Origin of the sequence: Kitasatospora dryopteridis (assembly GCF_050749075.1) — a bacterium.
Taxonomy (GTDB): Bacteria; Actinomycetota; Actinomycetes; order Streptomycetales; family Streptomycetaceae; genus Kitasatospora.
On the sequence record NZ_CP192749.1, the window covers coordinates 5,175,864 to 5,201,451 of the forward strand.

The following is a 25,588-nucleotide window of genomic DNA, read 5'->3' on the forward strand; positions in this document are numbered from 1 at the left end:
CCTTCCGTGCCATGGAGCCGGAGTCGCACCTCGCCGTCGACGTACTCGCCGCCGCCGTCGTCGTCGACCTCTCCAACGTGGTGCGCGAGACCGGTCTGTGCAGCGGCCGCAAGGCCGACCTCGGCCGCTTCACCGCGCTCCTCGCCGCCCTCGTCCGGTACACCGGCGACCCGGCCGTGCACGTCTACCCGGTCTGCGACCGCTCGCTGCTCGACCTGCCCGAACTCACCCGCGCCGAACGGGAGACGCTCGCCGACTGGGAGCGCCGCACCCTGATCGAGGTGCTCCCGGTCGCCGACGACCGGGTGCTCGAACTCGCCGACCGCACCGGCCGGCCGGTCGTCAGCAGCGACAACTTCCACGACTACCTCCGCCAGTACCGGTGGATCGCCGGCAGCCGCCGCCGCTTCCTGCAGCCCGTGGCGACCCCTGCCCCGCCCGGCATCGCCGTCCGGCCCCGGTACATGGAGCTCCCGCCGGACTGGGTGATCTCCCGCAAGGAGGAGGAGAGTGCGCTGATCGCCGCCGGCCTCTACGACCGCCGCGGCGCCGGCCCGCGCCGCGAGCTGCTCTCCCGCCGCTGGCGCTGCCCCGTCGACGGCTGCCCCACCTTCGGCCGGCGGGCGCCCGCCGCCGGCCCGCTGCCGGACTGCCGGGGGCGCCGCACCCCGCACTGCCCCACCCACCAGCGGCCGCTCGCCGACCTCGGCGACGCGCCGCACCGCAGCCAGCTCAAGGTGCGGATCGACGGCATCGTGCGCTGCCGCCGGGTGGTGGCCGAGGGCCGGCCGCTCACCGTCGGCCGCGCCTCCCGGGAACCCGGGGTCCCGCTCGCCGCCTGGCTCTCCGGCGCCGCACGGGAGTGGATCAGCCGCGACCACGTCGCCGTCCGGCAGGCCGGCCCGCGGATCACCGTCGAGGACCTGAGCAGCAACGGAACCCGCATCCGCCGCCAGGGCGGCCAGGAGATCCTGCTGCGCCGCGGCCAGAGCCGGACGCTGGCCCGCGGGGACGTCGTGCTGCTCCACGACACCGTCGAACTCCTGCTCAGCGGGAAGGAGTTCGCCTTCGACGAGGAGGCCGGCCAGGCGCCGCCGCAGGGCGAGGCGCTGCGCGCCACCTGGATCCAGCCGCCGCCGCGGAGACCCGGACGGCGGCGGTGACCGCGGCCGGCGACCTGCTCGCCGGCCGCTACCTGCTGCTGCAGGAGCGCGGCCGGGGCGGTTTCGGCACCGTCTTCCGCGGCCACGACCGGGTGCTGGACCGCGAGATCGCGGTGAAGGTGCTCAACCCCTCCGCCGGCGACGGCCACACCGTGGTGCGCGGCCGCTTCGACCGCGAGGCCAGGCTGCTGGCCGGGCTCGACCACCCGGGCATCGTCGGCGTGCTCGACCGCGGCATGCACGGCCGCACCGCGTTCATCGTCATGGAGTACCTGCCCGGCCCCGACCTGCAGGTCCTGCTCCGGGAGCACGGCGGTCCGCTCCCGGTGGCCGAGGTGCTCCGCCACGGCGTCCGGGTCGCGGACGCCCTCGACCACGCGCACACCCGGCCCGCCCCGGTCGTGCACCGCGACCTCAAGCCGTCCAACCTCATGCTGGACCGCCGCGGCGAGGTCCGGGTCCTCGACTTCGGCATCGCGGTCGCCCCGGCCGCCGGGCTCACCCGCTACACGCGGCTCGGCACCGTGCTCGGCACGCTGCTGTACATGGCGCCGGAACAGCTGGTCGGCGAGGAGGCGGACACCCCCGCCGACCTGTACGCCTTCGGTGCCGTCCTGCACACCCTGCTCACCGGCGTGCCGCCCTTCCTGCCGACCGGGGGCCACGCGGACTTCGTCCGCGCGGTGCTCGCCCAGGCGCCCGAACCGCCCTCCGCGCCGGCCGGGTTGGCCGCACTCGTACTGGCCATGCTGGCCAAGCGGCCCGGCGACCGGCCCACCGCGGCCACCGTCCGGGACACCCTCGGCGGGCTCCTCCGGCAGGGCGTGGGGGAGGCCGCGGAGATCACCGCCACCTCCGCCCGGCTGCTCGCCGCGGCCGAGTGGGACGTGCCCACCGGCGCCGCGGCGGCCTCCGCCCCGGTCTCCGCGGCCGGTGCCTCCGGCGCGGTCCCGGCGCGGGAGAGCACCGCGGGGCAGCGGCACGAGGCGGCGTGGGAGCAGCTCGAACTCGCCGAACGGGAGCTGGCCTCCGGGCGGCAGGCTGCGGCGGGGCACCGGTTCGCCGCACTGGCCGACCGGCTCGCCGCCGAGGGGGAGGGCCGCAGCCCGGCCGCGCTCGCCGCCCGGCTCGGCGCGGTGCGCGCACTGCGCGGACTCGGCCGGCGCGAGGAGGCCGCCCAGCGGCTGGCCGCGCTCGCCGCCGACACCGCAGCCGCACTGCCGGAGCACCACCCGCTCGCCCGCGCCGTCCGCGGCCTGCCGCCGCACTGACCGGCCGGGTCGCAGCGGCGCTCGGCCGACGGCCCGTCAGCCGGGGTGTCCGGCGGTGAGCCGGACCTCGACCCGGATGTCCTGGGCCACCCGCAGCCGGTCGCCGTCGGTGAGCAGGCGGCGCACCCCCGGCGGCAGCCGCCGTCCGTTCAGCCTGGTGCGGTTGGTGGAGCCGAGGTCCTCCACCCAGGCCGGCCCGTCCGCCGCCAGCCCGGCCCGCAGATGGCGGCCCGACATGGTGGGCAGTCCGCGGAAGAGGTACGAGTACGGCGACTGCACCGGGTCGCGCCCGAGCACCGCCTGCTCCCCGGCGGCCAGCTCGACCGCGCCGGTCGGGAAGACCAGCCGCAGCGCGGGCCCGGGCCGCAGCAGCGCGTACGGGGTCAGACAGCCGTGGCACACCAGCTGCCGCCCGTCCGGTCGGACGGTGCCGCAGACGCACCTGTCGGCGGATGTGTACGGCACCCGCGCCCCCTCCCTCGCCCCTCGGGGACGAGTCTGCCGGAACCCGGCGCAGCCGTGCGATCCCACGGCCGGGCGGACCCACAGGCGTGGGTGGTGCAAGATCGGACAATCCGACCGTGGAGGATGGGGCGGTGAGCTCGCAAATCTTCTCCCCGGGGCTGCAGCAGGCCCTGGACCTGGTCGGCATCTTCGTCTTCGCCCTGTCCGGCGGCCTGCTGGCCGTCCGCAAGAACATGGACATCTTCGGCATCTGCGTCCTCGCCGAGGCGACCGCCCTCGGCGGGGGCGTCATGCGCGACCTGGTCATCGGGGCCACACCGGTGGCGGCCTTCACCAACCTCGGCTACTTCTCCACCCCGCTCGCCGCCGGGCTCGTCGTCTTCTTCCTGCACCCGCAGGTCGAACGGATCAACACCGCCGTGCAGACCCTGGACGCCGCGGGCCTCGGCCTGTTCTGCGTCGCCGGCACCATCAAGGCCCACGACTACGGCCTGGGCTTCGTCCCGTCCGTCGCCCTGGGCATGCTGACCGCTGCCGGCGGCGGCGTGGTCCGCGACCTGCTCGCCCTCGAACCGCCCGCCCTGCTGCGCTGGGACCGCGAGATCTACGCGGTGCCTGCCCTGGTCGGCTCCACCGTCGTCGCGGCGCTCATCGCCGGCAACCGGCTCACCCCGCTGAACGCCGGCGCGGCCGCGCTCAGCGCCTTCGCCATCCGGATGCTCGCGCTCAGGTACGGCTGGCGCGCACCACGTGCTTGGCACCGCAACGATTCTCGCACCAGCGAGGAGTAGGCGAACCGCCGTACGCCAGCGAGATCGCCTCCGCCGTGCACAGCAGCTCCGGCAGCAGCCGGCTCAGCTCCGCCTCCACGGCCAGCCGGGCCGGCGCGGAGATCGTGCACACCGCGATCGACCGGCCCTCGGCGCCGATGATCGGCGCCGCCACGCAGTCCACCGCCTCCCGGTAGCCGCCCTGGTCCGCCGCCCAGCCGCGGCGGCGGACGGCCTCCAGCTCGGTCCGCAGCCGCGGGTCCGGCGGCTCCGTGCCCGTACCGCTGCCGTCCAGGTCCTCCAGAAACGCCGTCAGCTGCTCCTCCGGCAGATCCGCCAGCAGCACCTTGCCCGCCGCGCAGGCCGCCGCGGGGATGCGCGTGCCGATCCGCCCGGCCGCCTCCGGCGCACCCGCCTGCACCGCCGGGTACCGGCCCTCCACCCGGTCCAGGTAGAGCACCGCGCCGTCCTCCAGCACCGCCAGCTGCACGGTGTGCCCGTACCGCTCGTTCAACGACGCCAGGTACGGCGCGGCGACCTGCCGGATGTCGATGCCCTCCAGGGCCTGCTGCGCCAGCCCGAACAGCCGACCGCCCAGCCGGTAGCGGTGGTCCGGCTGGCGGTGCACGAAACCGTGTTCCTGCAGGGTGCGCAGCAGCCGCAGCGCCGTGGACTTGTGCACCCCGATCCGCGCGGCCGCCTGCTCCAGCGAGGCAGGGCCGTCCCCGAGCGAGGCGAGGATCGTCAGCGCCCGGTCCACCGTCTGCGACATCCGTCCACCCCTCAACGCACGGCAGTGAGGCAGGAGGCTAACGGCGCGTTGCACAGGCTGCAATGGCCAAATCGTGACCCCGCCGGACCTCCCGCCCGGCGCACCCCGTGACGGCCCCTACACTGGGAGCCGCCATGCCATATCTCGACCACGCAGCCACCACCCCGATGCTGCCCGAGGCCGTCGCCGCCATGACCGCCCACCTCGGGGTCGTCGGCAACGCCTCCTCGCTGCACGCGGCCGGCCGCCGCGCCCGCCGGGTGGTCGAGGAGTCCCGCGAGTCCCTCGCCGAGGCGCTCGGCGCCCGCCCCAGCGAGATCGTCCTCACCGGCGGCGGCACCGAATCCGACAACCTCGCCGTCAAGGGCCTCTACTGGGCCCGCCGCGACGCCGACCCGCTGCGCCGCCGGGTGCTGTGCAGCCCCGTCGAGCACCACGCCGTACTGGACGCCGTCCACTGGCTCTCCGAGCACGAGGGCGCCCAGGTCGAGTACCTGCCCGTCGACGCCCACGGCCGGGTCCACCCGCTCGCGCTGCGCGAGGCGATCGAACGCAATCCGGCAGACGTCGCCCTGGTCACCGTCATGTGGGCCAACAACGAGGTCGGCACCCTCCAGCCCGTCGTCGAACTCGCCGCCGTCGCCCGCGAGTTCGACATCCCGATGCACGCCGACGCCGTGCAGGCGCTCGGCCAGGTCCCGGTCTCCTTCGCCGACTCCGGCCTCACCGCCCTCACCGTCACCGGCCACAAGATCGGCGGCCCGTACGGCATCGGCGCCCTGCTGCTCGCCCGCAACGCCGCACCCGTCCCGCTGCTGCACGGCGGCGGCCAGGAACGCGACGTCCGCTCCGGCACCCTCGACGTGCCCGCCGCCGCCGGCTTCGCCGCCGCAGCCGCCCTCGCCGTCGAACGCCGCACCGACTTCGCCACCAGCGTCGGCGCACTCCGCGACGGCCTCGTCGCCGCCGTCACCACCGCCGTCCCCGACGCCGTCCTCAACGGCGACCCCGACCCGGCCGGACGGCTCCCCGCCAACGCCCACTTCTCCTTCCCCGGCTGCGAGGGCGACGCACTGCTGATGCTGCTCGACGCCCAGGGCGTCGAGTGCTCGACCGGCTCCGCCTGCTCGGCGGGCGTCCCGCAGCCCAGCCACGTGCTGCTCGCCATGGGGGCGGACCCGCTGCTCGCCCGCGCCAGCCTCCGCTTCTCGCTCGGCCACACCTCCACCCCCGGGGACGTCGACGCCCTCACCGCCGCCATCACCCCGGCCGTCGAGCGGGCCCGCAACGCCGGCCTCGCCACCGCCCGCCACTGACCCCTCCGGGCCGGCAGGGCCGGTTCGGGTTGGCCGTGTCCGTACCCCGGAAATGTGGTTGGCCCGAGCACGTACGCTTGGGGGCATCATGAGTGACTTCGCCGGTGACCCGAACACCCCCCGCCTCCGTGTGCTCGCTGCGATGTCCGGCGGCGTGGATTCGGCCGTTGCCGCCGCGCGTGCGGCCGAGGCCGGCCACGACGTGACCGGCGTGCACCTGGCGCTGTCCTCCAATCCGCAGTCGTTCCGCACCGGTGCCCGCGGCTGCTGCACCATCGAGGACTCCCGCGACGCCCGCCGGGCCGCCGACGTGATCGGCATCCCGTTCTACGTCTGGGACCTCGCCGAGCGCTTCCGCGAGGATGTCATCGACGACTTCGTCGCCGAGTACGCGGCGGGCCGCACCCCCAACCCCTGCCTGCGCTGCAACGAGAAGATCAAGTTCGCGGCGCTGCTGGACAAGGCGGTCGCGCTGGGCTTCGACGCGGTCTGCACCGGCCACTACGCCCGGATCGTGGACCTTCCGGGCGGCGGCCGCGAGCTGCACCGCGCGGTGGACGCCGCCAAGGACCAGTCCTACGTCCTCGGCGTGCTGGACGCCGACCAGCTCGCGCACTCGCTGTTCCCGCTGGGCGACACCACCAAGGACGAGATCCGGCTGGAGGCGGAGCGCCGCGGCTTGGCGGTCGCGAAGAAGCCGGACAGCCACGACATCTGCTTCATCGCCGACGGCGACACCCAGGGCTTCCTGGCCAAGCACCTGGGCACCGCGACCGGCGACATCGTGGACACCGACGGCACCAAGCTCGGCGAGCACGAGGGCGCGTACGGCTTCACCATCGGCCAGCGCAAGGGCCTGCGGATCGGCCGCCCGGCCGCGGACGGCAAGCCCCGCTACGTGCTGGACATCTCGCCGGTCACCAACACCGTCACCGTCGGCCCGGCCGAGGGCCTGGACGTACTGGCGCTGACCGCGGTCAAGCCGCGCTGGTGCGGCGAGCCCGCCGCGGGGGAGGGCCGGTACACCGCCCAGCTGCGCGCCCACGGCGAGGAGGTGCCGGTCACCGCCGAGCTGGACGGCGACGAGCTGCGGGTGCGCCTGGACAGCCCGGCCCGCGGGATCGCGCCCGGCCAGGCGGTCGTGCTGTACGACGGCACCCGGGTGGTCGGCTCGGCCACCATCGCCACCACCGAGCGCCGCACCGTCACCGTCTGACGGCCGGCACCGCCGACCTCCGACCGCACCGCCAACCGCCGACCGCCAACCGCCGACCGCCGACTGCCGACCGCCGACTGCGGCGCCCCGGCCCGGACCCGTCCGGACCACGGACCGGAATTCCCGGCGGGGCGGGCGCCGCCCGTGTACACCTGGGGCCCTATGAACATCACCGTCTTCTGTTCCGCGTACTCGCTCGACGAGCGCTACACCGCCCCGGCCGCCGAGTTCGCCCGGCTGCTCGGCGAGCGCGGCCACACCCTGGTCTGGGGCGGCTCGCACGCCGGCCTGATGGGCCTGCTCGCCGACGGCGTGAAGGAGGCCGGCGGCCGGCTCGTCGGCATCTCCGTCGAACTCCTCGCGCACAAGGCCTACGAGGGTGCCGACGAACTGGTCACCGCCCCCGACCTCGCCACCCGCAAGGCCCTGCTGCTGGAGCGCGCCGACGCCCTGGTGGTGCTGGTCGGCGGCCTCGGCACGCTGGACGAGGTCACCGAGGTGCTGGAGCTCAAGAAGCACGCCCTGCACGACAAGCCGGTGGTCTTCCTGGACACCGAGGGCTTCTACTCCGGCCTGCGCACCCAGCTCGAGCGGATGGACACCGAGGGCTTCCTGCCCCGCCCGCTGGACGAGCTCGTCGTGTTCGCCACCACCCCGGGCGAGGCCTTCGCGGCCCTCGACCGCCTCTGACGACAGGACCACCCCATGGGAACCCACCTGATCACCGGTGCCGGCTCCGGCATCGGCGCGGTCGTCGCCGAGCGGCTGCTGGCCCGCGGCGAGGACGTCCTGCTGCTGGCCCGGGACGCCCGGCGCGCAGCCGAGCTGCGCGAGCGCTTCCAGGGCGCCGCCACCCTGGTCGGCGACCTCGCCGACCCGGCGAAGCTCTCCTGGGCGTTCGGCCACCAGAGCCTGCCCGTCGAACTCGACTCGCTGCTGCACATCGCCGGAGTGGTCGAACTCGGCAACGTCGGCGACCTCCCGGTCAAGGCCTGGCAGGAGCAGCTGAACGTCAACGCGGTCGCCCCCGCCGAGATCACCCGGCTGCTGCTGCCCTCGCTGCGGCAGGCCCGCGGCCACGTGGTCTTCGTCAACTCCGGTGCGGGGCTGTACGCCCACGCCAACTGGAGCGCCTACGCGGCCAGCAAGTTCGCCGTCCGGGCGCTCGCCGACTCGCTGCGCGCCGAGGAGCACGGCAACGGCGTCCGGGTCACCACCGTCTACCCGGGCCGCACCGCCACCCCGATGCAGGAGAAGGTGCACCGCCAGGAGGGCCGCGACTACGACCCCGCGCAGTGGATCGCCCCCGAGTCCGTCGCCACCGCGATCCTCACCGCGATCGACCTCCCGCGCGACGCCGAACTCACCGAGATCACCGTCCGCCCGGGCCGGTAGCCGCGGGGGACGCCCGTTCTGGCTAGGCTCGGGCGGTGTGAGCACTGAATTCCCCTTCCCCGAGCTGTACGGCGCCGCCACGGGTGTCGGGTCGATGCCCGGCACCGACGCCCGTGAGGCGGCCCGGACGGCGGTCGGCGCGCTCGAGCAGCTGCCCCACCTGCCGGAGCTGCCGGCCCGCGGTCCCGGCGCCGACATGATCGGCCGCGGGGCCGGCCTGCTCGTCGAGCTGTTCGCCCAGGTGGAGCCCAGCGGCTGGCGGTTCGCCGACCGGCCAGGCCGCGACACCCGCCGCGCCCACTCCTGGCTCGGCGAGGACCTCGACGCCCTGGAGGAGTTCACCCAGGGCCACGAGGGCGCGCTCAAGCTGCAGGCCGTCGGCCCGTGGACGCTCGCCGCCTCGGTCGAACTCAAGCACGGCGAGAAGGCGCTGGCCGACCCCGGCGCCTGCCGGGACATCGCCGAGTCGCTCACCGAGGGCCTGCGCCGCCACCTCGCCGACGTCCGCCGGCGGGTGCCCGGCGCGCAGCTCGTCCTGCAGCTGGACGAGCCCTCGCTGCCCGCCGTGCTGGCCGGCGCGGTGAAGACCGCCAGCGGCTTCCAGCGGCTGCGCGCCGTCGACCGCCAGGTCGCCGAGGAGGCGCTCCGCTCGGTGATCCGCGCCCTGGACGTGCCCGTGGTGGTGCACAGCTGCGCCCCCGGCGTTCCGATCCCGCTGCTGCGCCGGGCCGGGGTGGCCGGAGTGTCCCTGGACTTCTCGCTGCTGACGGAGCGTGAGGACGACGACCTCGGTGAGGCGGTCGAGGCGGGCACGGTGATCCTTGCCGGTGTCGTGCCCTCCATCGACGGGGGACTGTCCGACCCGGCCGGTAGTGTCCAGGGTGTCAGGACGTTGTGGAAGAGGCTCGGGTTCGGCCCGGAGCTGCTGGGCCGCCGGGTGCTGGTGACGCCGACCTGCGGGCTGGCGGGGGCGTCCCCCGCGTACGCGCGCCGGGCGCTGTCGTACAGCGCGAGGGCCGCGCAGAGCCTGGTGGACAACCCGGAGTGAGACGCTAGGAGGCGCACGGTGGCGGCGGTCGAGGGCTGGGAGGACGTCCCCGCGGAGGTCCGGAGGCGGCACGCCGAGCTGGCGGCCGAGATCGAGGACCACCGCGTCCGCTACTACGAGCAGGACGCGCCGGTCGTCAGCGACGCCGAGTTCGACGCCCTGATGCGGGAGTTGCAGGCGATCGAGGTCGACCACCCGGTGCTGTGCACGCCCGAGTCGCCCACCCAGAAGGTGGGCGGCGCCGTCGCCGAGGGCTTCACCAAGGTCGAGCACCGGGAGCGGCTGCTCAGCCTCGACAACGCGATGAACGACGAGCAGCTCGCGGCCTGGGCCGAGCGCGTCGCCCGCGAGCTCGACGGCCTCGACTACCACTACCTGTGCGAGCTCAAGGTGGACGGCCTCGCCGTCAACCTCACGTACGAGCGCGGCGAGCTGGTGCTGGCCGCGACCCGCGGCACAGGCCGGGTCGGCGAGGACATCACCGCCAACATCCGCACCATCAAGGAGATCCCGCACCGGCTGCAGGGTGACAACGTCCCCGAACTGGTGGAGATCCGCGGCGAGGTGTACTTCCCGACGGAGGCCTTCGAGGCGCTCAACGCCTCCTTCGCCGCCGAGAACGAGCGGCGCAGGCAGGAGAACGAGGAGCGGGCCAAGGAGGGCCGGCGCCCGCATGCGATGGTCAAGTTGTTCATGAACCCGCGGAACGCCGCCGCCGGCTCGCTGCGCATGAAGGACCCGCTGGTCACCGCCTCCCGCCCGCTGCACATGGTGGTGCACGGCATCGGCACCCGGGTCGGCTTCGACATCGACTGCCAGTCGCACGCCTACGACCTGCTGCGCGAGTGGGGCCTGCCGACCGCCCGGCACAACAAGGTGGTCGGCACGCTCGACGAGGTCCGCGCCTTCATCAAGCAGTACGGCGAGCAGCGGCACTCCGTCGAGCACGAGATCGACGGCGTGGTCGTCAAGGTCGACGAGATCGCCCTGCAGGGCAGGCTCGGCGCCACCTCCTCGACCCCGCGCTGGGCGATCGCCTGGAAGTACCCGCCGGAGGAGGTCACCGCCAAGCTCGCCAGCATCAAGATCGGCATCGGCCGCACCGGCCGGGCCACCCCGTACGCGGTGATGGCCGAGCCGGTGAAGGTGGCCGGCTCGATGGTGCAGTACGCCACCCTGCACAACCAGCAGGTGGTCAAGGCCAAGGGCGTACTGCTCGGCGACACCGTGGTGCTGCGCAAGGCCGGCGACGTCATCCCTGAGATCCTCGGCCCGGTGGAGGACCTGCGGGACGGCACCGAGCGGGAGTTCGTGATGCCGACGCACTGCCACGAGTGCGGCACCGAGCTGCGCCCGATGTCCGAGGGCGACATCGACCTGCGCTGCCCCAACGCCCGGTACTGCCCGGCACAGGTGCGCGAGCGCCTGGCGTACCTCGGCGGTCGCGAGTCGCTGGACATCGAGGGCCTCGGCTACGTCGCCGCCACCGCGCTCACCCAGCCGCTGGAGCCCGCCGAGCCGCCTGTCAAGAACGAAGGGGACATCTTCGGCCTCACCGAGGAGCAGCTGCTGCCGATCAAGGTGCTGGTGCGCGATCCCAAGACCGGCATGCCCAAGCTGGACGACGAGACCGGCGAGGAGAAGGAGGTCTTCTTCTTCGCCACCACCGCCGGAGCCCCCAAGAAGGCCCTCACCGCGTTGCTCGACAACCTCGCCGCGGCCACCGACCGGCCGCTGTGGCGGTACCTGAACGGCCTGTCGATCCGCCACGTCGGACCGGTCGCCGCGCAGGCGCTGGCCCGCGAGTTCCGCGACCTGGACCGGATCTTCGCCGCCACCGAGGAGGAGCTGGCCGCCGCCGAGGGCGTCGGCCCGAAGATCGCCAAGGCCGTCAAGGAGTGGTACGCCGAGGAGTGGCACCGGGAGATCCTGGAGAAGTGGCGGGCCGCCGGTGTGCAGTTCACCGAGACCGGCGCCGAGGAGGAGGGCGAGCGCCCGCTGGAGGGCCTCGTCGTGGTCGTCACCGGCACCCTGACCGGCCACACCCGGGACGGCGCCAAGGAGGCGCTCACCTCGCGCGGCGCCAAGGTCACCGGCTCGGTGTCCAAGAAGACCGACTTCGTGGTGGTCGGCGACAACCCGGGCTCGAAGTACGACAAGGCCGTCCAGCTCGGGGTGCAGGTCCTCGACGACGCGGGCTTCGCCGTGCTGCTGGAACAGGGCACCGAGGCCGCCCGCGCCCTCGCCGGCACGGGTGACGCCGAGGCCGCCGGCTAGCGCGTCCGCCGGGGGAGTCCGGCGGCGTCCCACGGCCCGATCCTGTTATCGTCCTGACACCGCGTCACGGGTGCACCGAGCCGGAAACCGGGCATTGTGTCACTGTCCGGCATCGGTCTGCCGGTGGCGCGCCCAGGGTTGTCCGAAAGTCCGCCCTGTCGGCGGACTCCGGCTTACCCTTGGCGCAACAGAGTGTCAGCAGGGGTGAAATGGCGACGGTTCCGGCCGCCGCTCGTGGGGCGCCCCGATACCTGACGTCCACCGGCACCGCCAGGTGCCTCACCGTGAGGCGGCCTGTCGGGGCGGGCCCGACGGAGGACAGGGCATATGGATCGTACGACCGGCGGCGCGCCCACACGCCCGCCGCAGGGGGTGGCAGGGGCGGTCCTGCTGCTCGGCGTGCTGCTGGCCGGTGCCGCGCCGCTCATCCCGCTGGCCGTGCTGGTCTACCGGTACGAACCGGAACTGCTGCCGCTGTTCGCCGTCCCGCTGGCGGTGCTGGTCGCCGCCTGGCGGATCGCCAGGGACCGGGCGAGGGACCAGCTCACCGACCCGCTGACCGACCTGCCGAACCGTCAGGCGTTACTCCTGGCGGCCCAGGACGCCATCGCCCGGCACGACGGCGACGAGGACTACAGCGTCGGCATCGTGCTGCTCGACCTCGACCGGTTCCGCTCGCTCAACGACGCGCTCGGCCACACCGCCGGCGACCGGCTGCTGGTGCACATCGCCCGCCGACTGCACCGGGCGCTGCGGACCGGCCATTCCCGGACGTCGGCCGTGCCCGCCCGCACCGGACCCGACGAGGTCGCCGCCGCCCTGCCCTCCCCGCTGCACCGCGGCGGCCGGCCAGTGGTCGCCCGGATGGGCGGCGACGAGTTCGCCGTCCTGCTGCCCGGCGTCGGCCGCCCCGAGACGCTGGAGCGGATCGCCAAGGCGCTGATCGCGGAGCTGGCCGCCCCGATCCGCCTGGACGGCCTGCTGCTCGTCCTGGAGGCCAGCGCCGGCGTCTGCGTGTACCCCGCCCACGCCCGGGACGCCGAATCGCTTCTGCGCCGCGCCGACGTCGCCATGGGCCACGCCCAGCGCGGCCGCAGCGGCGTCGAGGTCTACCACGAGGCCCAGGACACCGACACCCCGTACCGGATCGGCCTGCTCGGCGACCTGCGCCGTGCCCTGGAGACCGGCGAGGTGCAGCTGCACTACCAGCCGAAGGTCGCCTTCGACGGCCGGGTGGTCGGCCTGGAGGCACTGCTGCGCTGGGAGCGGCCCGGCCAGGGCCGCGTCCCCCCGGACGAGTTCATCGGCCTCGCCGAGTCCAGCGGCCTGATGCCGCGGCTCACCGACTACGTGCTGGAGGCGGCGGTCGGCCAGCTCGCCGCCTGGCGCGAACAGGGGCTGCAGGTGCCGGTCGCCGTCAACGTCTCGCCCCGGGACGTCCTCAACCCGGGCTTCGCCACCCGGGTCGCCGGCCACCTCACCCGGCACCGCGTGCCCGCCCACGCCCTCCAGCTGGAGATCACCGAACGGCTGCTCCTCGACGACTCCCGGCGCGCCGCCGACACCCTGGCCGAACTGCGCCGCTACGGCGTCGGGATGTCCCTGGACGACTTCGGCACCGGCCACTCCTCGATGGCCCGGCTGCGCAGCCTGCCGGTCGGCGAGCTGAAGATCGACCGCTCCTTCGTCTCCCGGATGGTCGCCGACGACCACGACGCCGCCGTGGTGCGCTGCTCGGTCGAGCTCGCCCACTCGCTCGGGCTCACCGTGGTCGCCGAGGGCGTCGAGGACGACGAGACCTGGGAGCGGCTGCACAGCATGGGCGTCGACGCCGTGCAGGGCTGGCTGGTGTCGGCCGCACTCCCCGCCGACCAGGCGACCGCCTGGCTGATGGTGCGGCAGACCGGCACCGCCCGGGTCGAGCGGCTCGCCCCCCAGCAGCCGCTCACCCCGCCCGTTCCGCAGCCGCGGTCGCTGCCGACCGTCTCGGCCCAGGCCGAACTGCCCGCCCCGACCACCCCCTTGCCCGCGCCGACCACCCAGCAGTGACCCGCCCGCGGGCCCCGCACACGGCATCCGCCCGCCCCCGGCCGTGTACGGACGGCGGCCGCGGGCAGACGTGCGCGCGGGTCCACCACGGCCGGCCGTCCGGGGCGGACGGCGGCTTCCTTCGTTCGCGCCCCTTGTTGCGGATGCGGTGATTCCGGTTGAGTGTGACCCTCTGAGCACACCACCGGACGTCGTCGAAGGAGAACCGCCGTGAGCGAGCAGCGGACGGCCGCAGTTCTGGCCGGTCTCGTCCTGCTGGCGGGCGCCGCGGCCTGCAACGGCGGCGCCGGGGCGCCCGGTGCGGCCCCGGGCAGCGCCTCCGGCGGCTCGGCCCGCTCCGCCTCCGGGCCGACGGCCTCCGCCTCCGCCAGGCCCGAGAACGGCGTGGCCGCACTCCCCGCCCGCGAGATCGTCGAGCGCTCGGTGGGGGCGCTCAAGGCGGCCGGCTCGGTGCGGATCACCGGCCGCGGCAGCAGCCAGGGCCAGTCCGTCACCTTCGACCTGTCCACGGACACCTCCGGCACCTGCGCGGGCACCATGGGCCTCAGCGGCCAGGGCACCTTCCGCCTGGTCAAGCTCGGCACCGAACTGTGGGTCAAGCCGGACGCGGTGTTCTGGCGCAGCCACGGCGGCGCCGCCGCCGAAGACCTGGTCGGCGAGAAGTACCTGAAGACCACCACCGACAACACCGACTTCTCGCAGATCGGCGACGTGTGCGACCTGGACGCGCTCGGCGGCGCCCTGCTCGAGCAGACCCCGGACAGCCTCGCGGTCGGCGGCCCCGCCACCGTGGACGGCACCCCCGCGGTCACCGTCAGCGGCACCGCGGACGACGGCACCAGCACCCTGACGGTGGCCACCCGCGGCGAGCCGTACCCGCTGCGGATGGAGAAGACGGGCGGGGAGGAGACCGGCCGGGTGGAGCTCAAGGAGTTCGGCGTGCCGGTCAGGGCCGAGGCGCCGTCCCCGGCCGAGACCCTCGACCTGGACCGCCTGAACAGCGACAGCGGCGAGCCGACAGACCCCGCAACCATGTCGCTGTGACTGGCCCTTGCGCCTCGCTTTCGGGTCCGGGCCTTGTGCGGCGCCGGGTGCGGGCGTGTGCGCCATAGGATGTGTCCTTAGACCAAGAGGACGGGCAAGCCCCCGGTCTCACCCGAACCCGAACCTGAGGATCGCTGCATGCCTGGCATCACGCGCGAGGAGGTCGCCCACCTCGCTCGGCTGTCGCGTCTCGAATTGCAGGCCGAAGAGCTGGACCACTTCGCCGAGCAGCTCGACGTGATCATCGGCGCGGTCGCCCGCGTTTCCGAGGTCGCCGGACAGGACGTCCCGCCGACCTCCCACCCGCTGCCGCTGACCAACGTCATGCGCGCGGACGAGGTGCGGCCGTCGCTCACCCCCGAGCAGGCGCTGTCCGGCGCCCCGGCGAGCGAGGAGCAGCGTTTCCGTGTGCCCCAGATCCTCGGGGAGGACTGAGCGATGACCGAGCTGATCAAGTACACCGCTGCCGAGACCGCTGCCGCGATCTCCGCCGGCGAGGTCTCGGCCGTCGAGGTCGCCCAGGCGCACCTGGACCGGATCGAGGCCGTCGACAAGAAGGTCAACGCCTTCCTGCACGTCGACACCGAGGGCGCGCTGAAGGCCGCCCGCGCCGTCGACGACAAGCGCGCCCGTGGCGAGGAGCTCGGCCCGCTGGCCGGCGTCCCGCTCGCGCTCAAGGACGTCTTCACCACCAAGGGCATCCCGACCACGTGTGGCTCGAAGATCCTCGAGGGCTGGGTGCCGCCGTACGACGCCACCCTGACGACCCGTCTGAAGGACGCCGGCGTCGTCATCCTCGGCAAGACCAACATGGACGAGTTCGCGATGGGCTCCTCCACCGAGAACTCCGCCTACGGCCCGACCGGCAACCCGTGGGACCTCTCCCGCATCCCCGGCGGCTCCGGCGGCGGCTCCGCGGCCGCGCTGGCCGCCTACCAGGCCCCGCTGGCGATCGGCACCGACACCGGCGGTTCGATCCGCCAGCCCGGCGCCGTCACCGGCACCGTCGGTGTGAAGCCGACCTACGGCGCGATCTCCCGCTTCGGCCTGGTCGCGTTCTCCTCCTCGCTCGACCAGGGCGGCCCCTGCGCCCGCACCGTGCTGGACGCGGCGCTGCTGCACGAGGCCATCGCCGGGTACGACCCGCTGGACTCGACCTCCATCGACGCGCCGGTGCCGGCCGTCGTCGAGGCCGCGAGGATGCGCGACATCCGCGGCATGCGGATCGGCGTCGTCAAGGAGTTCGGCGGCGAGGGCTACCAGGCCGGCGTGATGCAGCGCTTCAACGAGTCGGTGGAGCTGCTGCGCGAGCTGGGCGCCGAGGTCGTCGAGGTGTCCTGCCCGTCCTTCACCCTGGCGCTGCCCGCGTACTACCTGATCGCGCCCAGCGAGGCCTCCTCCAACCTGGCCCGCTTCGACGCCATGCGCTACGGCCTGCGGGTCGGCGACGACGGCACCCGCAGCGCCGAGGACGTCACCGCCCTCACCCGCGAGGCCGGCTTCGGCCCCGAGGTGAAGCGCCGCATCATGCTCGGCACGTACGCCCTCTCCTCGGGCTACTACGACGCCTACTACGGCTCGGCGCAGAAGGTCCGGACGCTCATCTCGCGGGACTTCGACGCCGCGTTCGCCGGGGTGGACGTGCTCGTCTCCCCGACCACGCCGACCACCGCCTTCCCGATCGGCGAGCGCGCCGACGACCCGATGGCGATGTACCTGGCAGACCTGTGCACCATCCCGTCGAACCTGGCGGGCAACGCGGCCATGTCGCTGCCCTGCGGCCTGGCCCCGGAGGACAATCTCCCGGTCGGCCTGCAGATCATCGCTCCCGCGATGGCGGACGACCGCCTGTACCGCGTGGGCGGCGCCGTCGAGGCCGCTCTCAACGAGAAGTGGGGACACCCCCTGCTGGAGGAGGCACCGGCACTGTGAGCAGGATCGAGAAGGCCAAGGGCTTCAAGCACAGCAAGCCCGGCCTGTGGCTGTCCATCGGCACCAGCGCGTTCGGGGCGGTCTCCATCGCCAAGGACGTGAAGAAGGCCCGGTCCGAGAACGACACGCTCAAGCTGATCAACGCCCTCGTCGGCGCCGCCGCCCTGATCACCGGCACCGCGCTCCTCGTCCGCGAGCTCCGGCGGCTCGGCGACGACGACGTGCTGCTCGGCTGACGGACCTCCAAGAAGAAGTGAAGGAAACGCTGTGAGCGTCATCAGTCTGGTCTCGTACGAGGACGCGCTGGCCTCGTACGACCCGGTGATGGGCCTTGAGGTCCACGTCGAGCTGGGTACCAGGACCAAGATGTTCTGCGGGTGCTCCACCGAACTCGGTGCCGAGCCCAACACGCAGACCTGCCCCACCTGCCTCGGCCTGCCCGGCTCGCTGCCGGTCGTCAACGCGGTCGGCGTGGAGTCGGCGATCCGCATCGGCCTCGCCCTCAACTGCGAGATCGCCGAGTGGTGCCGGTTCGCCCGGAAGAACTACTTCTACCCGGACATGCCGAAGAACTTCCAGACCTCCCAGTACGACGAGCCGATCGCCTTCAACGGCTACCTCGACGTGCAGCTGGAGGACGGCGAGGTCTTCCGCGTGGAGATCGAGCGCGCCCACATGGAGGAGGACACCGGCAAGTCGACCCACGTCGGCGGTGCCACCGGCCGCATCCACGGCGCCTCGCACTCGCTGCTCGACTACAACCGGGCCGGCATCCCGCTGATCGAGATCGTCACCAAGCCGATCGTCGGCGCCGGCGAGCGCGCCCCCGAGGTCGCCAAGGCGTACGTCGCCGAGCTCCGCGAGCTCATCCGCGCCCTGGGCGTCTCCGAGGCCCGGATGGACAAGGGCCAGATGCGCTGCGACGTCAACCTGTCGCTGCGCCCCAACGGCACCGAGAAGTTCGGCACCCGCAGCGAGACCAAGAACGTCAACTCGCTGCGCAGCGTCGAGCGGGCCGCCCGGTTCGAGATCCAGCGGCACGCGACCGTCCTCGGTGACGGCGGCACCATCGTCCAGGAGACCCGCCACTTCCACGAGGACAACGGCAGCACCACCTCGGGCCGGGTCAAGGAGGAGGCGGAGGACTACCGCTACTTCCCCGAGCCGGACCTGGTGCCGATCGCCCCCTCCCGCGAATGGGTCGAGGAGCTGCGGGCCACGCTGCCCGAGCTGCCGCGCATCCGCCGGGCCCGGCTGCAGGCCGAGTGGGGCCTGTCCGACAAGGACATGCAGGCCGTGCTGAACGCCGGCGCGGTCGAGCCGATCCTGGAGACCGTCGCCGCCGGCGCCCCGGCCGACCAGGCCCGCAAGTGGTGGCTCGGCGAGCTCGCCCGCCGCGCCAACGAGACCGGCACCGAGCTCGCCGACCAGCCGATCACCCCGGCCCAGGTCGCCCGGGTCTGCGCGCTGGTCGCCGAGGGCAAGCTCAACGACAAGCTGGCCCGCCAGGTCATCGAGGGCGTCCTCGCCGGCGAGGGCGAGCCGGACGAGGTCGTGGCCGCGCGCGGCCTGGCCGTCGTCTCGGACGACTCCGCGCTCGGCGCGGCCGTCGACCAGGCCATCGCCGACAACCCGGACGTCGCCGCCAAGATCCGCGACGGCAAGGTGCAGGCCGTCGGCGCCCTCGTCGGCGCCGTCATGAAGGCCACCCGTGGCCAGGCCGACGCCGCCCGCGCCAAGGACCTCATCCTGGAGCGCCTCGGCGCCTGAGGCCCCCGGGGCCGCCTCTGAGGTACCTCAGAGGCGGCCGACCGCACCGCAGGGCCCGTGCCCGCCCCTTCTAAGGGGTGGGCACGGGCCTTCTTTGTCCCTGCGGCCGCCCTCCTGAGCCCGCCGCCCCTGGAAGATCCGGCAGGCTGCCGATGTGCCCGGCCCCCCTGGGGGAGGAGTCTCGAAACCGGGAAGCCCCCCAGGGACGAGACGAGGAGAAGCGCCATGCTGGAGTACGAGCTCTTCATGCAGCGCCAGGCGGAACTCGAGCACCGGGCACACCTGGAGCGGATGGCCCGGCAGGCCGCTCAAGCCGGAGGGCCGCACGTCGGAGCACTGCGCCGGTTCGCCCGGAGCCTGCGGCACGCCGCCCCGGCAGCGCCGCTGCAGACCGTCGGACCGGCGGGATGCTGATGGCCCGCGGCTCCGGGGACACGGACGGGGAGGACGCCACGGGCGCCCTCTCCGTCGGCCGTCCACACCCTGGGACCGCATCTCAGTTCGTGTCCGCACCTTGTGCCATGCTCGCCAGCATGGAGCAGATTTCGGTCAGCCCGGTCTTCGTCGGCCGCAGCCGAGAGACCGAGCTCCTCGCAACCGCGCTGGTCCGGGCCGGGGCCGGTGAGCCCCAGGCCGTCCTCGTCGGCGGTGAGGCAGGCATCGGCAAGACCCGCCTGGTGGAGGAGTTCCTGCACGGCGTCCGGGCGCCGGGGGCCGTCGCGGCCGTCGGCGGCTGCCTGGAGGTCGGCGCCGAGGGCCTGCCGTACGGCCCGCTGGCCACCGCCCTGCGCCGGCTGCACAGCGAACTCGGCCCCGCCTTCGAGGAGGCCGCGGCCGGCATGGAGGGCCACCTGGCCCGGCTGCTGCCGGAGTTCGGCGAGCCCGACGCCGGTCTCAACGACGAGTTCGGCCGCGCCCGCCTCTTCGACCACACCGTGCGCCTCGTCGAGCGCCTCGCCGAGGACCGCACGCTGGTCCTCGTCGTCGAGGACCTGCACTGGTCCGACCGCTCCACCCGGGACCTGCTCGCCTACCTGATCCGCACCCTGCACCGGGCCCGCGTCCTGGTCGTCGCCACCTACCGCAGCGACGACCTGCACCGGCGCCACCCGCTCCGCCCCTACCTGGCCGAGCTCGAACGGCTGCGCACCGTCCAGCGGCTGGAGCTGGAGCGGTTCGGCCCGGCCGAGGTCGCCGCCCAGCTGGCCGGCATCCTCGGCACCGAGTCGCCCGACCGCGTCCTGGTCGACCGCGTCCACCGCAGGGCCGAGGGCAACCCGTTCTTCGTCGAGCAGCTCGCCAGCGCCCAGCGCGAGGGCTGCACGGCCGGCATCCCCGACACCCTGCGCGACATCCTGCTCGTCCGCGTCGAGACGCTGCCCGACGACACCCAGCACATCCTGCGGATCGCCGCCGAGGGCGGCACCTGCGTGGAGCACGACCTGCTCGCCGCCGTCCTCGACGGCTCCGAGGAGGTGCTGATCGAGGCACTGCGCACCGCCGTCGGCGCGGGCGTGCTGCGGCCGGACATCGACGGCGACGGCTACTGCTTCCGGCACGCCCTCGTCCGCGAGGCCGTCTCCGACGACCTGCTGCCCGGCGAGCGGCACCGCATCAACCGGCGCTTCGCCACCGTGCTCGACGCCGACCCGGGCCTCGTCCGCGGCGAGGCCTGCGCGGCCCGCCTGGCCAACTACTGGTACCACGCGCACGAGCCCGCCAGCGCCCTGCCCACCGCCCTGGAGGCGGCCCTGCAGGCCCACCGCCGCAACGCCTTCGCCGAGCAGCTGCGCATGCTGGAACGCGTCCTGGAGCTGTGGGACGAGGTGCCCGACACCGTCCGCGCCGTCCCGGTCCGCCCCCGCGACCGGGCCGAGACCTACCCGTCGTGCGGCTGCACCGGGGAGGCCCACGAGCCGTCCTGCGCCGGCCTGCAGTTCGTCGACGTGCTGGCCGAGGCGGTCGTCGCGGCCCGCCGCAGCGGCGACTGGGACCGTGCCGTCGCCCTGGTGAAGCGGGCCCTGGCCCTGGTGGACGAGGACCGCGACCCGGCCCGCGCGGCCTGGTTCCGGGTGCAGCTCGCCAAGACCTGCGGCCACCTGGAGCGGCCCGGCGGCGGGGAGATCGAGTACGCGTACCGGCTGGTCTCCGGGCTCGGCCCGTCCGCCGTCCAGGCCGAGGTGCTGGCCATGGACGCCGCCCAGGGCATGCTCGGCAACCCCGACCGTTCGCACATGGGCGTCGCCGAGCAGGCCGCCGAGATCGCCCGCGCGGTCGGGGCCGACGCGGTCGAGCAGCACGCCCGGATCACCCTGGCCGGGCTCTACGAGGAGTTCGGCGAGCCGGAGCGGGCGCTCGGCCTGCTGGCCGACGCCATCGAACGGGCCCGCGAGCTGGGCGCCGCGGACGTGCTCTGCCGGGGCCTCAACAACCGGTCGTGCATGCTGCAGAGCCTCGGCCGGTCCGCGGACTCCCTGGAGGCCTCCCGCGAGGGCCTCCAGGTGGCCGGCCGCACCGGCCTGCTCGGCACCGCGGGCGGCTGCCTCACCGGCAACCTGGTGGAGGCGCTGATCTCCCTCGGCCGGTGCACCGAGGCCGCCGCGACCCTGGACTCCTGGGAGTACGGACCCCCGCTCGACCCGTACCACGAGTTCCTGGACCGGCTGCGCGGCGAGCTGAGCTTCCTGGCCGGCGACCTCGACCAGGCCGCGGAGCTCAACCGGCGGGCCCGCGCCGCGGACCTCTCCCGACAGCCGCAGAACGTGCTCCCCTCCACCACCCTGGCCGTGCGCATCCACGCCCGGCAGGGCAGGCCGCTGGAGGCACGGGCCGAACTGCTCGTCGCGCTCGACCTCGACCTCACGGCCGGCCACGAGGCGCTGATGCTCCCGCTGCTCGTCCACGGCGCCGGCGCCGAGGCCGACTCGCGCGGCCTGCCCGCCGCCGACCTCGGCCGGCCCGTGGTGCTGCGGCGGATCGCCGAGGCCGCCGCCCGGCTCGACCCCCAGGTGCCGCTGCACCGGGCCTGGGCCCGGCTGCTGGACGGCGAACTCGCCCGCGCCCAGGGGCTCGACACCCGCGAGCACTGGGCCGCGGCGATCGCGTTGCTGCGGCCGGTCGGCCTGCCGGGCCCGCTCGCCCTGGCCCTGCTGCGGGCCGCCGAGAGCGCGGCCGCGGGCGGCCACCGGGACGAGGCCCGCCGGCTGCTCAAGGAGGCCGCCGACACCGCCCGGGCCAGCGGCGACCGGTACCTGGAGGAGGAGGCCGCGCACTTCGCCGAGCGGGCCCGCCTCACCGGCGGCCCCGCCGCGGAGCGGGAGGGCGGGGAGCCGGCCGAGGAGGAGCCGGCGCTCGGCCTCACCCCGCGCGAGCGCGACGTGCTGCGGCTGCTGACCCTGGGCCGCACCAACCGGCAGATCGCCGAGGAGCTCTACATCTCGCCGAAGACCGCCAGCGTGCACGTCTCGAACATCATCGCCAAGCTCGGGGTGAACGGTCGCGGGGAGGCGGCGGCGGTCGCCTACCGGCTGCGGCTGTTCGGCGCCGGGACGCCGGCCTGACGGCGCCCGCCCGCTGAGCCGAACGGGGGGCGCGAGGGGCGCGCGGGGATGCGCGCCCCTCGTCCGTGCGCTGCCGACACCACCCGGAAGGACTGGACCAGCGCTGCCACCGGCCCTCCGGTCATTACTCTAAGTTGAGCGGGCGTGCCGTTGAGTGACGGCAGTGGTGTAGTGTCCCGAGTGGGAACACCGGTGCGGCACGGCGGAAAAGGCCCCCTGCGACACGATGGTGACGTGGCGTCAGACCGCGCCGGCGCCGCCGCACAGCCGAGGTCCGGGCGCGGACGAGCCCCGGGCCGGAGGGGGAGATGTCGAGTGAACTCCACCGATGCGGTGCTGTCCGCCGCGGCCCCCGCCCCCGCACCCCGGCACGAGCCCGCCCCGTCCCGCCGCACGCTCTCCAGGGCCCTCACCCGCGCCACCGGCCGCATCGGCAGACCCGCAGCCCTGCTGGTCCTGCTGTGCGCCGGATACACCACCGGGGCGGCCCTCGGCTGGGGCTCCCGAGGGGTCTCGCTCGTCATGGGTGACTTCGGCCTCGCCGCGGCCGCCGCCGCGGCCGCCGCCTCCTGCCTGGTGCACAGCTTCCGGGTCGGCGGCCCGGCCCGCTCCGCCTGGCTGCTCTTCGGCCTCGCCTCCGCCGTGGTGGCCTTCGGGAACGGCGCCTGGGGCTGGTACGAGGTCGTCCTCGGCACCCCGCTGCCACAGGACTCGCCCGCCGACTACGCCTTCCTGCTGTTCGCCCCGCTCGCCATCACCGGCCTGCTGGTGCTCGCCCAGCGCCCCCGCACCCCGGCCGGCTGGTTCTGCCTGCTGCTGGACGGCTGGCTGGTCGCCGGCTCGCTCTTCACCCTCAGCTGGAGCCTCGCCCTCGGCCGCACCGCCCAGGGCCAGGCCGGCGACCCGCTGGAGGTCGCCCTCGCGCTCGCCTACCCGGTGATGGACATCCTGCTGGTCAGCCTGGTCGTCGGGCTGCGCTTCCGGCGCCGCGACGGCAACCGCGCCGCCGTCCACACCGCGATGGTCGCGCTCGCCGTCACCGTCGTCTGCGACGCCCTGTTCACCTCCCCCGAGCTGCGCAGCAACTACCACTCCGGGGAGCTGCTCGACGCCGGCTGGTTCGCCGGCAGCCTGCTGCTCGCCTGGGCCCCCTGGTCGCCGGACGCCCGCCGCTCCTCCCGCGAGCACCCCTCGGCGGGCGGCCTCCCGCGCCGCCGCGTCGCCTCCACCTTCAGCGCCCTCACCCCGTACGCCGCGGCCGCCGTCTGCACCGCGGGCATCCTCTACAACGCGCTCGGCGAGGGGCACCCGCTCGACCGGGTGGTGCTCGCCGCCGCCTGCACGGTCGGTCTCGCCCTGATCGTCCGGCAGGGCGTGATGCTGCTCGACAACCTCTCGCTCGCCCAGGAGCTCGCCCACAAGGAGGCGCACTTCCGCTCGCTCGTCCAGGGCTCCAGCGACGTCATCATGATCGCCGGCGGGGACGGCGTGCTCTCCTACATCAGCCCCGCCGCCCTCGGCGTCTACTCCCGGGACCCCGAGGAGCTGGTCGGCGGCAACCTGCTCGACCTCGTCCACCCCGAGGACATCGAGCGGGTGCTGCGCGAGGTGCGCCGCTTCCTGGCCCGCCGGCACCTGCCCGGACTCGCCGAGAGCACCGAGCCCTCCGCCCGGGTGGAGTGCCGCATCCGCTCCGGCACCGGCGAGTGGCTGCACGTGGAGTCCACCGTCAACAAGCACCGCGACGGCCTCATCCTCAACAGCCGGGACGTCACCGAACGGGTCAGGCTCCAGGCCCAGCTCCAGCACAACGCCTTCCACGACCCGCTGACCGACCTGCCCAACCGCGCCCTGTTCGTGCAGCGGCTGAAGGCCGCGCTCGGCGCGGGCCGGGCCGACGGCCGCGGCGAGCGCGCCGGAGACCCGGGCGGCGCCGCCGTCCTCTTCCTCGACCTCGACGGCTTCAAGGCGGTCAACGACACCGTCGGCCACCAGGCCGGCGACGAACTGCTCGTCCAGGCCGCAGGACGGCTGCGCCGCGCCGTCCGCGCCGACGACACCGTGGCCCGCTTCGGCGGCGACGAGTTCGCCGTCCTGGTCTGCGGCCGGCTCGGCCCCGACCGCGTCCGCGACCTCGCCGAGCGGGTCCGCGCCGCGCTCTCCGAGCCGTACTGGATCGGCGGCACGGAGCTCGGCGTCGCCGCCAGCATCGGCATCGCCTTCGCCCCGCGCGACACCGCCCCCGTCGCCGACCCGAAGGCCGCCGCCGACGAACTGATGCGCAACGCCGACCTCGCCATGTACCGCGCCAAGTCCCAGGGCAAGGGCCGCGTGGTGCTCTACCGGCCCGGCATGCGCTCCGAGGTGGAGCGCCGCACCGAACTGGAGGCCCGGCTGCGCACCGCCGTCCGCGAGGGCGGCTTCACCCTGCTCCACCAGCCCGTGGTGGACCTTGCCACCGGCCTGGTGGCCGGCGTCGACGCACAGGCCCGCTGGCGGTCCGCACAGGGCCTGCTGCTCACCCCCGCGGAGTTCCTGCGCACCGCCGAGCACGGGGACGCGGCCGCCAGGTTCGCCCGCTGGCTGCTCCAGGAGGCGGTGGCCGCCGCGGCCGCCCGCCGCCGCGACCTGCCGGGCCCGGTGCCGGTCTGGGTCCGGCTGACCGCCGAGCGGATCTGCTCGCCCGGCCTGTACGAGACGGTGGCGGGCGCCCTGCGCGAGACCGGCCTGCCCGCCGACCAGCTGGTCGTCGAGGTCGCCAGGACGGGCCCGGACAGCACCGCCGACGAGCTCGGCCGCCGGCTCGCCGCGCTCCGCAGGCTCGGGGTGTCCACCGCGGTCGGCAGCTTCGGCGCGGGCGGCGGCTCGCTCGGCGCGCTCGCCCGGCTGCCGTTCGACACCCTCAGGCTCGACCGCAGCCTCGTCCAGGGGGTCGCCGACTCCGCGCTCGCGCGGGCGCTGGCCGGGCACGCCCTCCGGCTCGGCCGGGACCTCGGCCTGGTCACCGCCGCCGAGGGCGTCGACCACCCCCGGCAGGCCGCGGTGCTCCAGGAGCTGGGCTGCCGGCAGGCACAGGGCCCGGTCTTCGCCCCGCCGCTGGACGAGCCGCGGCTGCGCCGGGCGCTGGCCCGCCGGTCCTACCCGCTGCCGCGCCCGGTCGGGGCGTCCACGGGCCGCCGGTCGCACCTCGGACCGGACACCCGTACGAGTGGCCGCACCGAGCCGCCCGCAGCCCGGGTCGGGCACCACCACACCCCGTCCGACCTGCCGGAACGCCATGCCGTGGGCGGTCCGTCCGGGGGTCCGCATGGTGAGACCTCCGTCCCACCAGCTTGACACCCGCTGCCGCGGGGGAGGAAGGTCGGTGCCATGCGCACCCGAATTCTCGTACTTGGCGGGCGCGTCGGCTGAGTGGGCCCCGTGCTCCGCTCCAGACAGACCGACGCGCCACCCCTCGCATGCCCTGGGCACGAGGGGTTTTTTGTTGCACGCGAACTGTTCCACCCCTGCAAGACCACTGGCCCCAAGCGCCGCAAATCG

The 25,588-nt window shown here is 74.5% G+C and carries 19 protein-coding genes and 1 pseudogene; 18 read left to right on the forward strand and 2 right to left on the reverse strand.

The genetic code is table 11. The annotated features are described in order from the left end of the window. Window positions 1-11 precede the first annotated feature (11 nt). Entirely contained in the window at window positions 12-1,163 is a 1,152-nt protein-coding gene (locus tag ACQ614_RS23510) for a hypothetical protein (RefSeq protein ID WP_431680628.1), read from the forward strand. After that, window positions 1,160-2,434, forward strand: a complete 1,275-nt coding sequence (locus ACQ614_RS23515) for a protein kinase domain-containing protein (RefSeq protein ID WP_431680629.1) — start codon at window positions 1,160-1,162, stop codon at window positions 2,432-2,434. Before ACQ614_RS23510 ends, ACQ614_RS23515 begins: the two co-directional genes overlap by 4 nt. A gap of 36 nt (window positions 2,435-2,470) precedes the next feature. Here ACQ614_RS23515 and ACQ614_RS23520 read toward each other — a convergent pair whose 3' ends face one another. Beyond that, window positions 2,471-2,899, reverse strand: coding sequence for an FHA domain-containing protein (locus ACQ614_RS23520; protein ID WP_431680630.1), 429 nt, complete (start codon window positions 2,897-2,899; stop codon window positions 2,471-2,473). Window positions 2,900-3,030: 131 nt separating this feature from the next. Here ACQ614_RS23520 and ACQ614_RS23525 point away from each other — a divergent pair, with 131 nt between their 5' ends. Further along, window positions 3,031-3,690, forward strand: a complete 660-nt coding sequence (locus ACQ614_RS23525; RefSeq protein WP_363491599.1) for a trimeric intracellular cation channel family protein — start codon at window positions 3,031-3,033, stop codon at window positions 3,688-3,690. On the opposite strand, the gene ACQ614_RS23530 is transcribed toward ACQ614_RS23525, so the two are convergent. After that, window positions 3,626-4,441, reverse strand: coding sequence for an IclR family transcriptional regulator (locus ACQ614_RS23530; RefSeq protein WP_431680631.1), 816 nt, complete (start codon window positions 4,439-4,441; stop codon window positions 3,626-3,628). The genes ACQ614_RS23525 and ACQ614_RS23530 overlap by 65 nt on opposite strands. Before the next feature lie 134 nt (window positions 4,442-4,575). Here ACQ614_RS23530 and ACQ614_RS23535 point away from each other — a divergent pair, with 134 nt between their 5' ends. The 15 genes and pseudogenes from ACQ614_RS23535 to ACQ614_RS23605 all read left to right on the forward strand — a co-directional run bounded on the left by ACQ614_RS23535 (window position 4,576) and on the right by ACQ614_RS23605 (window position 25,384). Then, window positions 4,576-5,757, forward strand: a complete 1,182-nt coding sequence (locus tag ACQ614_RS23535) for a cysteine desulfurase family protein (protein WP_431680632.1) — start codon at window positions 4,576-4,578, stop codon at window positions 5,755-5,757. Between the two features lie 88 nt (window positions 5,758-5,845). Further along, window positions 5,846-6,973 (forward strand): tRNA 2-thiouridine(34) synthase MnmA, encoded by a 1,128-nt coding sequence (gene mnmA, locus ACQ614_RS23540; RefSeq protein WP_431680634.1) that lies wholly within the window; start codon window positions 5,846-5,848, stop codon window positions 6,971-6,973. Between the two features lie 162 nt (window positions 6,974-7,135). Then, complete coding sequence (locus tag ACQ614_RS23545) at window positions 7,136-7,663, forward strand: TIGR00730 family Rossman fold protein (protein ID WP_431680635.1); 528 nt, start codon at window positions 7,136-7,138, stop codon at window positions 7,661-7,663. Window positions 7,664-7,678: 15 nt separating this feature from the next. Then, complete coding sequence (locus ACQ614_RS23550) at window positions 7,679-8,368, forward strand: SDR family oxidoreductase (protein ID WP_431680636.1); 690 nt, start codon at window positions 7,679-7,681, stop codon at window positions 8,366-8,368. 37 nt (window positions 8,369-8,405) lie between these two features. Continuing rightward, window positions 8,406-9,416 carry a methionine synthase gene (locus tag ACQ614_RS23555; RefSeq protein WP_431680637.1) on the forward strand — a complete coding sequence of 337 codons (1,011 nt, stop codon included), beginning with the start codon at window positions 8,406-8,408 and terminating at the stop codon, window positions 9,414-9,416. An 18-nt stretch (window positions 9,417-9,434) separates the two neighbouring features. Further along, the gene (gene ligA, locus ACQ614_RS23560) at window positions 9,435-11,693 is read left to right on the forward strand and encodes an NAD-dependent DNA ligase LigA (protein ID WP_431680638.1); all 2,259 of its coding nucleotides are present in this window, start codon (window positions 9,435-9,437) and stop codon (window positions 11,691-11,693) included. A gap of 390 nt (window positions 11,694-12,083) precedes the next feature. Then, window positions 12,084-13,742, forward strand: a pseudogene (locus ACQ614_RS23565) (putative bifunctional diguanylate cyclase/phosphodiesterase); the annotation flags it as partial. A gap of 210 nt (window positions 13,743-13,952) precedes the next feature. Then, window positions 13,953-14,786, forward strand: coding sequence for a hypothetical protein (locus ACQ614_RS23570; protein ID WP_431680639.1), 834 nt, complete (start codon window positions 13,953-13,955; stop codon window positions 14,784-14,786). A gap of 138 nt (window positions 14,787-14,924) precedes the next feature. Next, window positions 14,925-15,221, forward strand: coding sequence for an Asp-tRNA(Asn)/Glu-tRNA(Gln) amidotransferase subunit GatC (gatC, locus tag ACQ614_RS23575; RefSeq protein ID WP_033820075.1), 297 nt, complete (start codon window positions 14,925-14,927; stop codon window positions 15,219-15,221). Window positions 15,222-15,224: 3 nt separating this feature from the next. Further along, entirely contained in the window at window positions 15,225-16,718 is a 1,494-nt protein-coding gene (gene gatA / locus ACQ614_RS23580) for an Asp-tRNA(Asn)/Glu-tRNA(Gln) amidotransferase subunit GatA (RefSeq protein WP_431680640.1), read from the forward strand. Beyond that, window positions 16,715-16,954 (forward strand): hypothetical protein, encoded by a 240-nt coding sequence (locus ACQ614_RS23585; protein ID WP_363491587.1) that lies wholly within the window; start codon window positions 16,715-16,717, stop codon window positions 16,952-16,954. Before gatA ends, ACQ614_RS23585 begins: the two co-directional genes overlap by 4 nt. Window positions 16,955-16,985: 31 nt before the next feature. Beyond that, window positions 16,986-18,488, forward strand: coding sequence for an Asp-tRNA(Asn)/Glu-tRNA(Gln) amidotransferase subunit GatB (gatB, locus tag ACQ614_RS23590; protein WP_431680641.1), 1,503 nt, complete (start codon window positions 16,986-16,988; stop codon window positions 18,486-18,488). A gap of 225 nt (window positions 18,489-18,713) precedes the next feature. Beyond that, a complete protein-coding gene (locus tag ACQ614_RS23595) occupies window positions 18,714-18,902 on the forward strand; it encodes a hypothetical protein (protein WP_431680642.1) in 189 nt (62 codons plus the stop codon). A 119-nt stretch (window positions 18,903-19,021) separates the two neighbouring features. After that, window positions 19,022-22,048: a helix-turn-helix transcriptional regulator gene (locus ACQ614_RS23600; protein ID WP_431680643.1), complete on the forward strand. Its 3,027-nt coding sequence runs from the start codon at window positions 19,022-19,024 to the stop codon at window positions 22,046-22,048. 315 nt (window positions 22,049-22,363) lie between these two features. Beyond that, complete coding sequence (locus tag ACQ614_RS23605) at window positions 22,364-25,384, forward strand: putative bifunctional diguanylate cyclase/phosphodiesterase (protein WP_431680645.1); 3,021 nt, start codon at window positions 22,364-22,366, stop codon at window positions 25,382-25,384. Window positions 25,385-25,588: the final 204 nt, after the last annotated feature.

Excerpts from the sequence above, each read along its gene's own strand:
- ACQ614_RS23510 (WP_431680628.1), top strand. The coding sequence starts at position 12 with ATGGAGCCGGAGTCGCACCTCGCCGTCGACGTACTCGCCGCCGCCGTC.
- ACQ614_RS23530 (WP_431680631.1), bottom strand. The coding sequence starts at position 4,441 with ATGTCGCAGACGGTGGACCGGGCGCTGACGATCCTCGCCTCGCTCGGG.
- ACQ614_RS23535 (WP_431680632.1), top strand. The coding sequence starts at position 4,576 with ATGCCATATCTCGACCACGCAGCCACCACCCCGATGCTGCCCGAGGCC.
- mnmA (WP_431680634.1), top strand. The coding sequence starts at position 5,846 with ATGAGTGACTTCGCCGGTGACCCGAACACCCCCCGCCTCCGTGTGCTC.
- ACQ614_RS23545 (WP_431680635.1), top strand. The coding sequence starts at position 7,136 with ATGAACATCACCGTCTTCTGTTCCGCGTACTCGCTCGACGAGCGCTAC.
- ACQ614_RS23550 (WP_431680636.1), top strand. The coding sequence starts at position 7,679 with ATGGGAACCCACCTGATCACCGGTGCCGGCTCCGGCATCGGCGCGGTC.
- gatC (WP_033820075.1), top strand. The coding sequence starts at position 14,925 with ATGCCTGGCATCACGCGCGAGGAGGTCGCCCACCTCGCTCGGCTGTCG.
- gatA (WP_431680640.1), top strand. The coding sequence starts at position 15,225 with ATGACCGAGCTGATCAAGTACACCGCTGCCGAGACCGCTGCCGCGATC.
- ACQ614_RS23595 (WP_431680642.1), top strand. The coding sequence starts at position 18,714 with ATGCTGGAGTACGAGCTCTTCATGCAGCGCCAGGCGGAACTCGAGCAC.
- ACQ614_RS23600 (WP_431680643.1), top strand. The coding sequence starts at position 19,022 with ATGGAGCAGATTTCGGTCAGCCCGGTCTTCGTCGGCCGCAGCCGAGAG.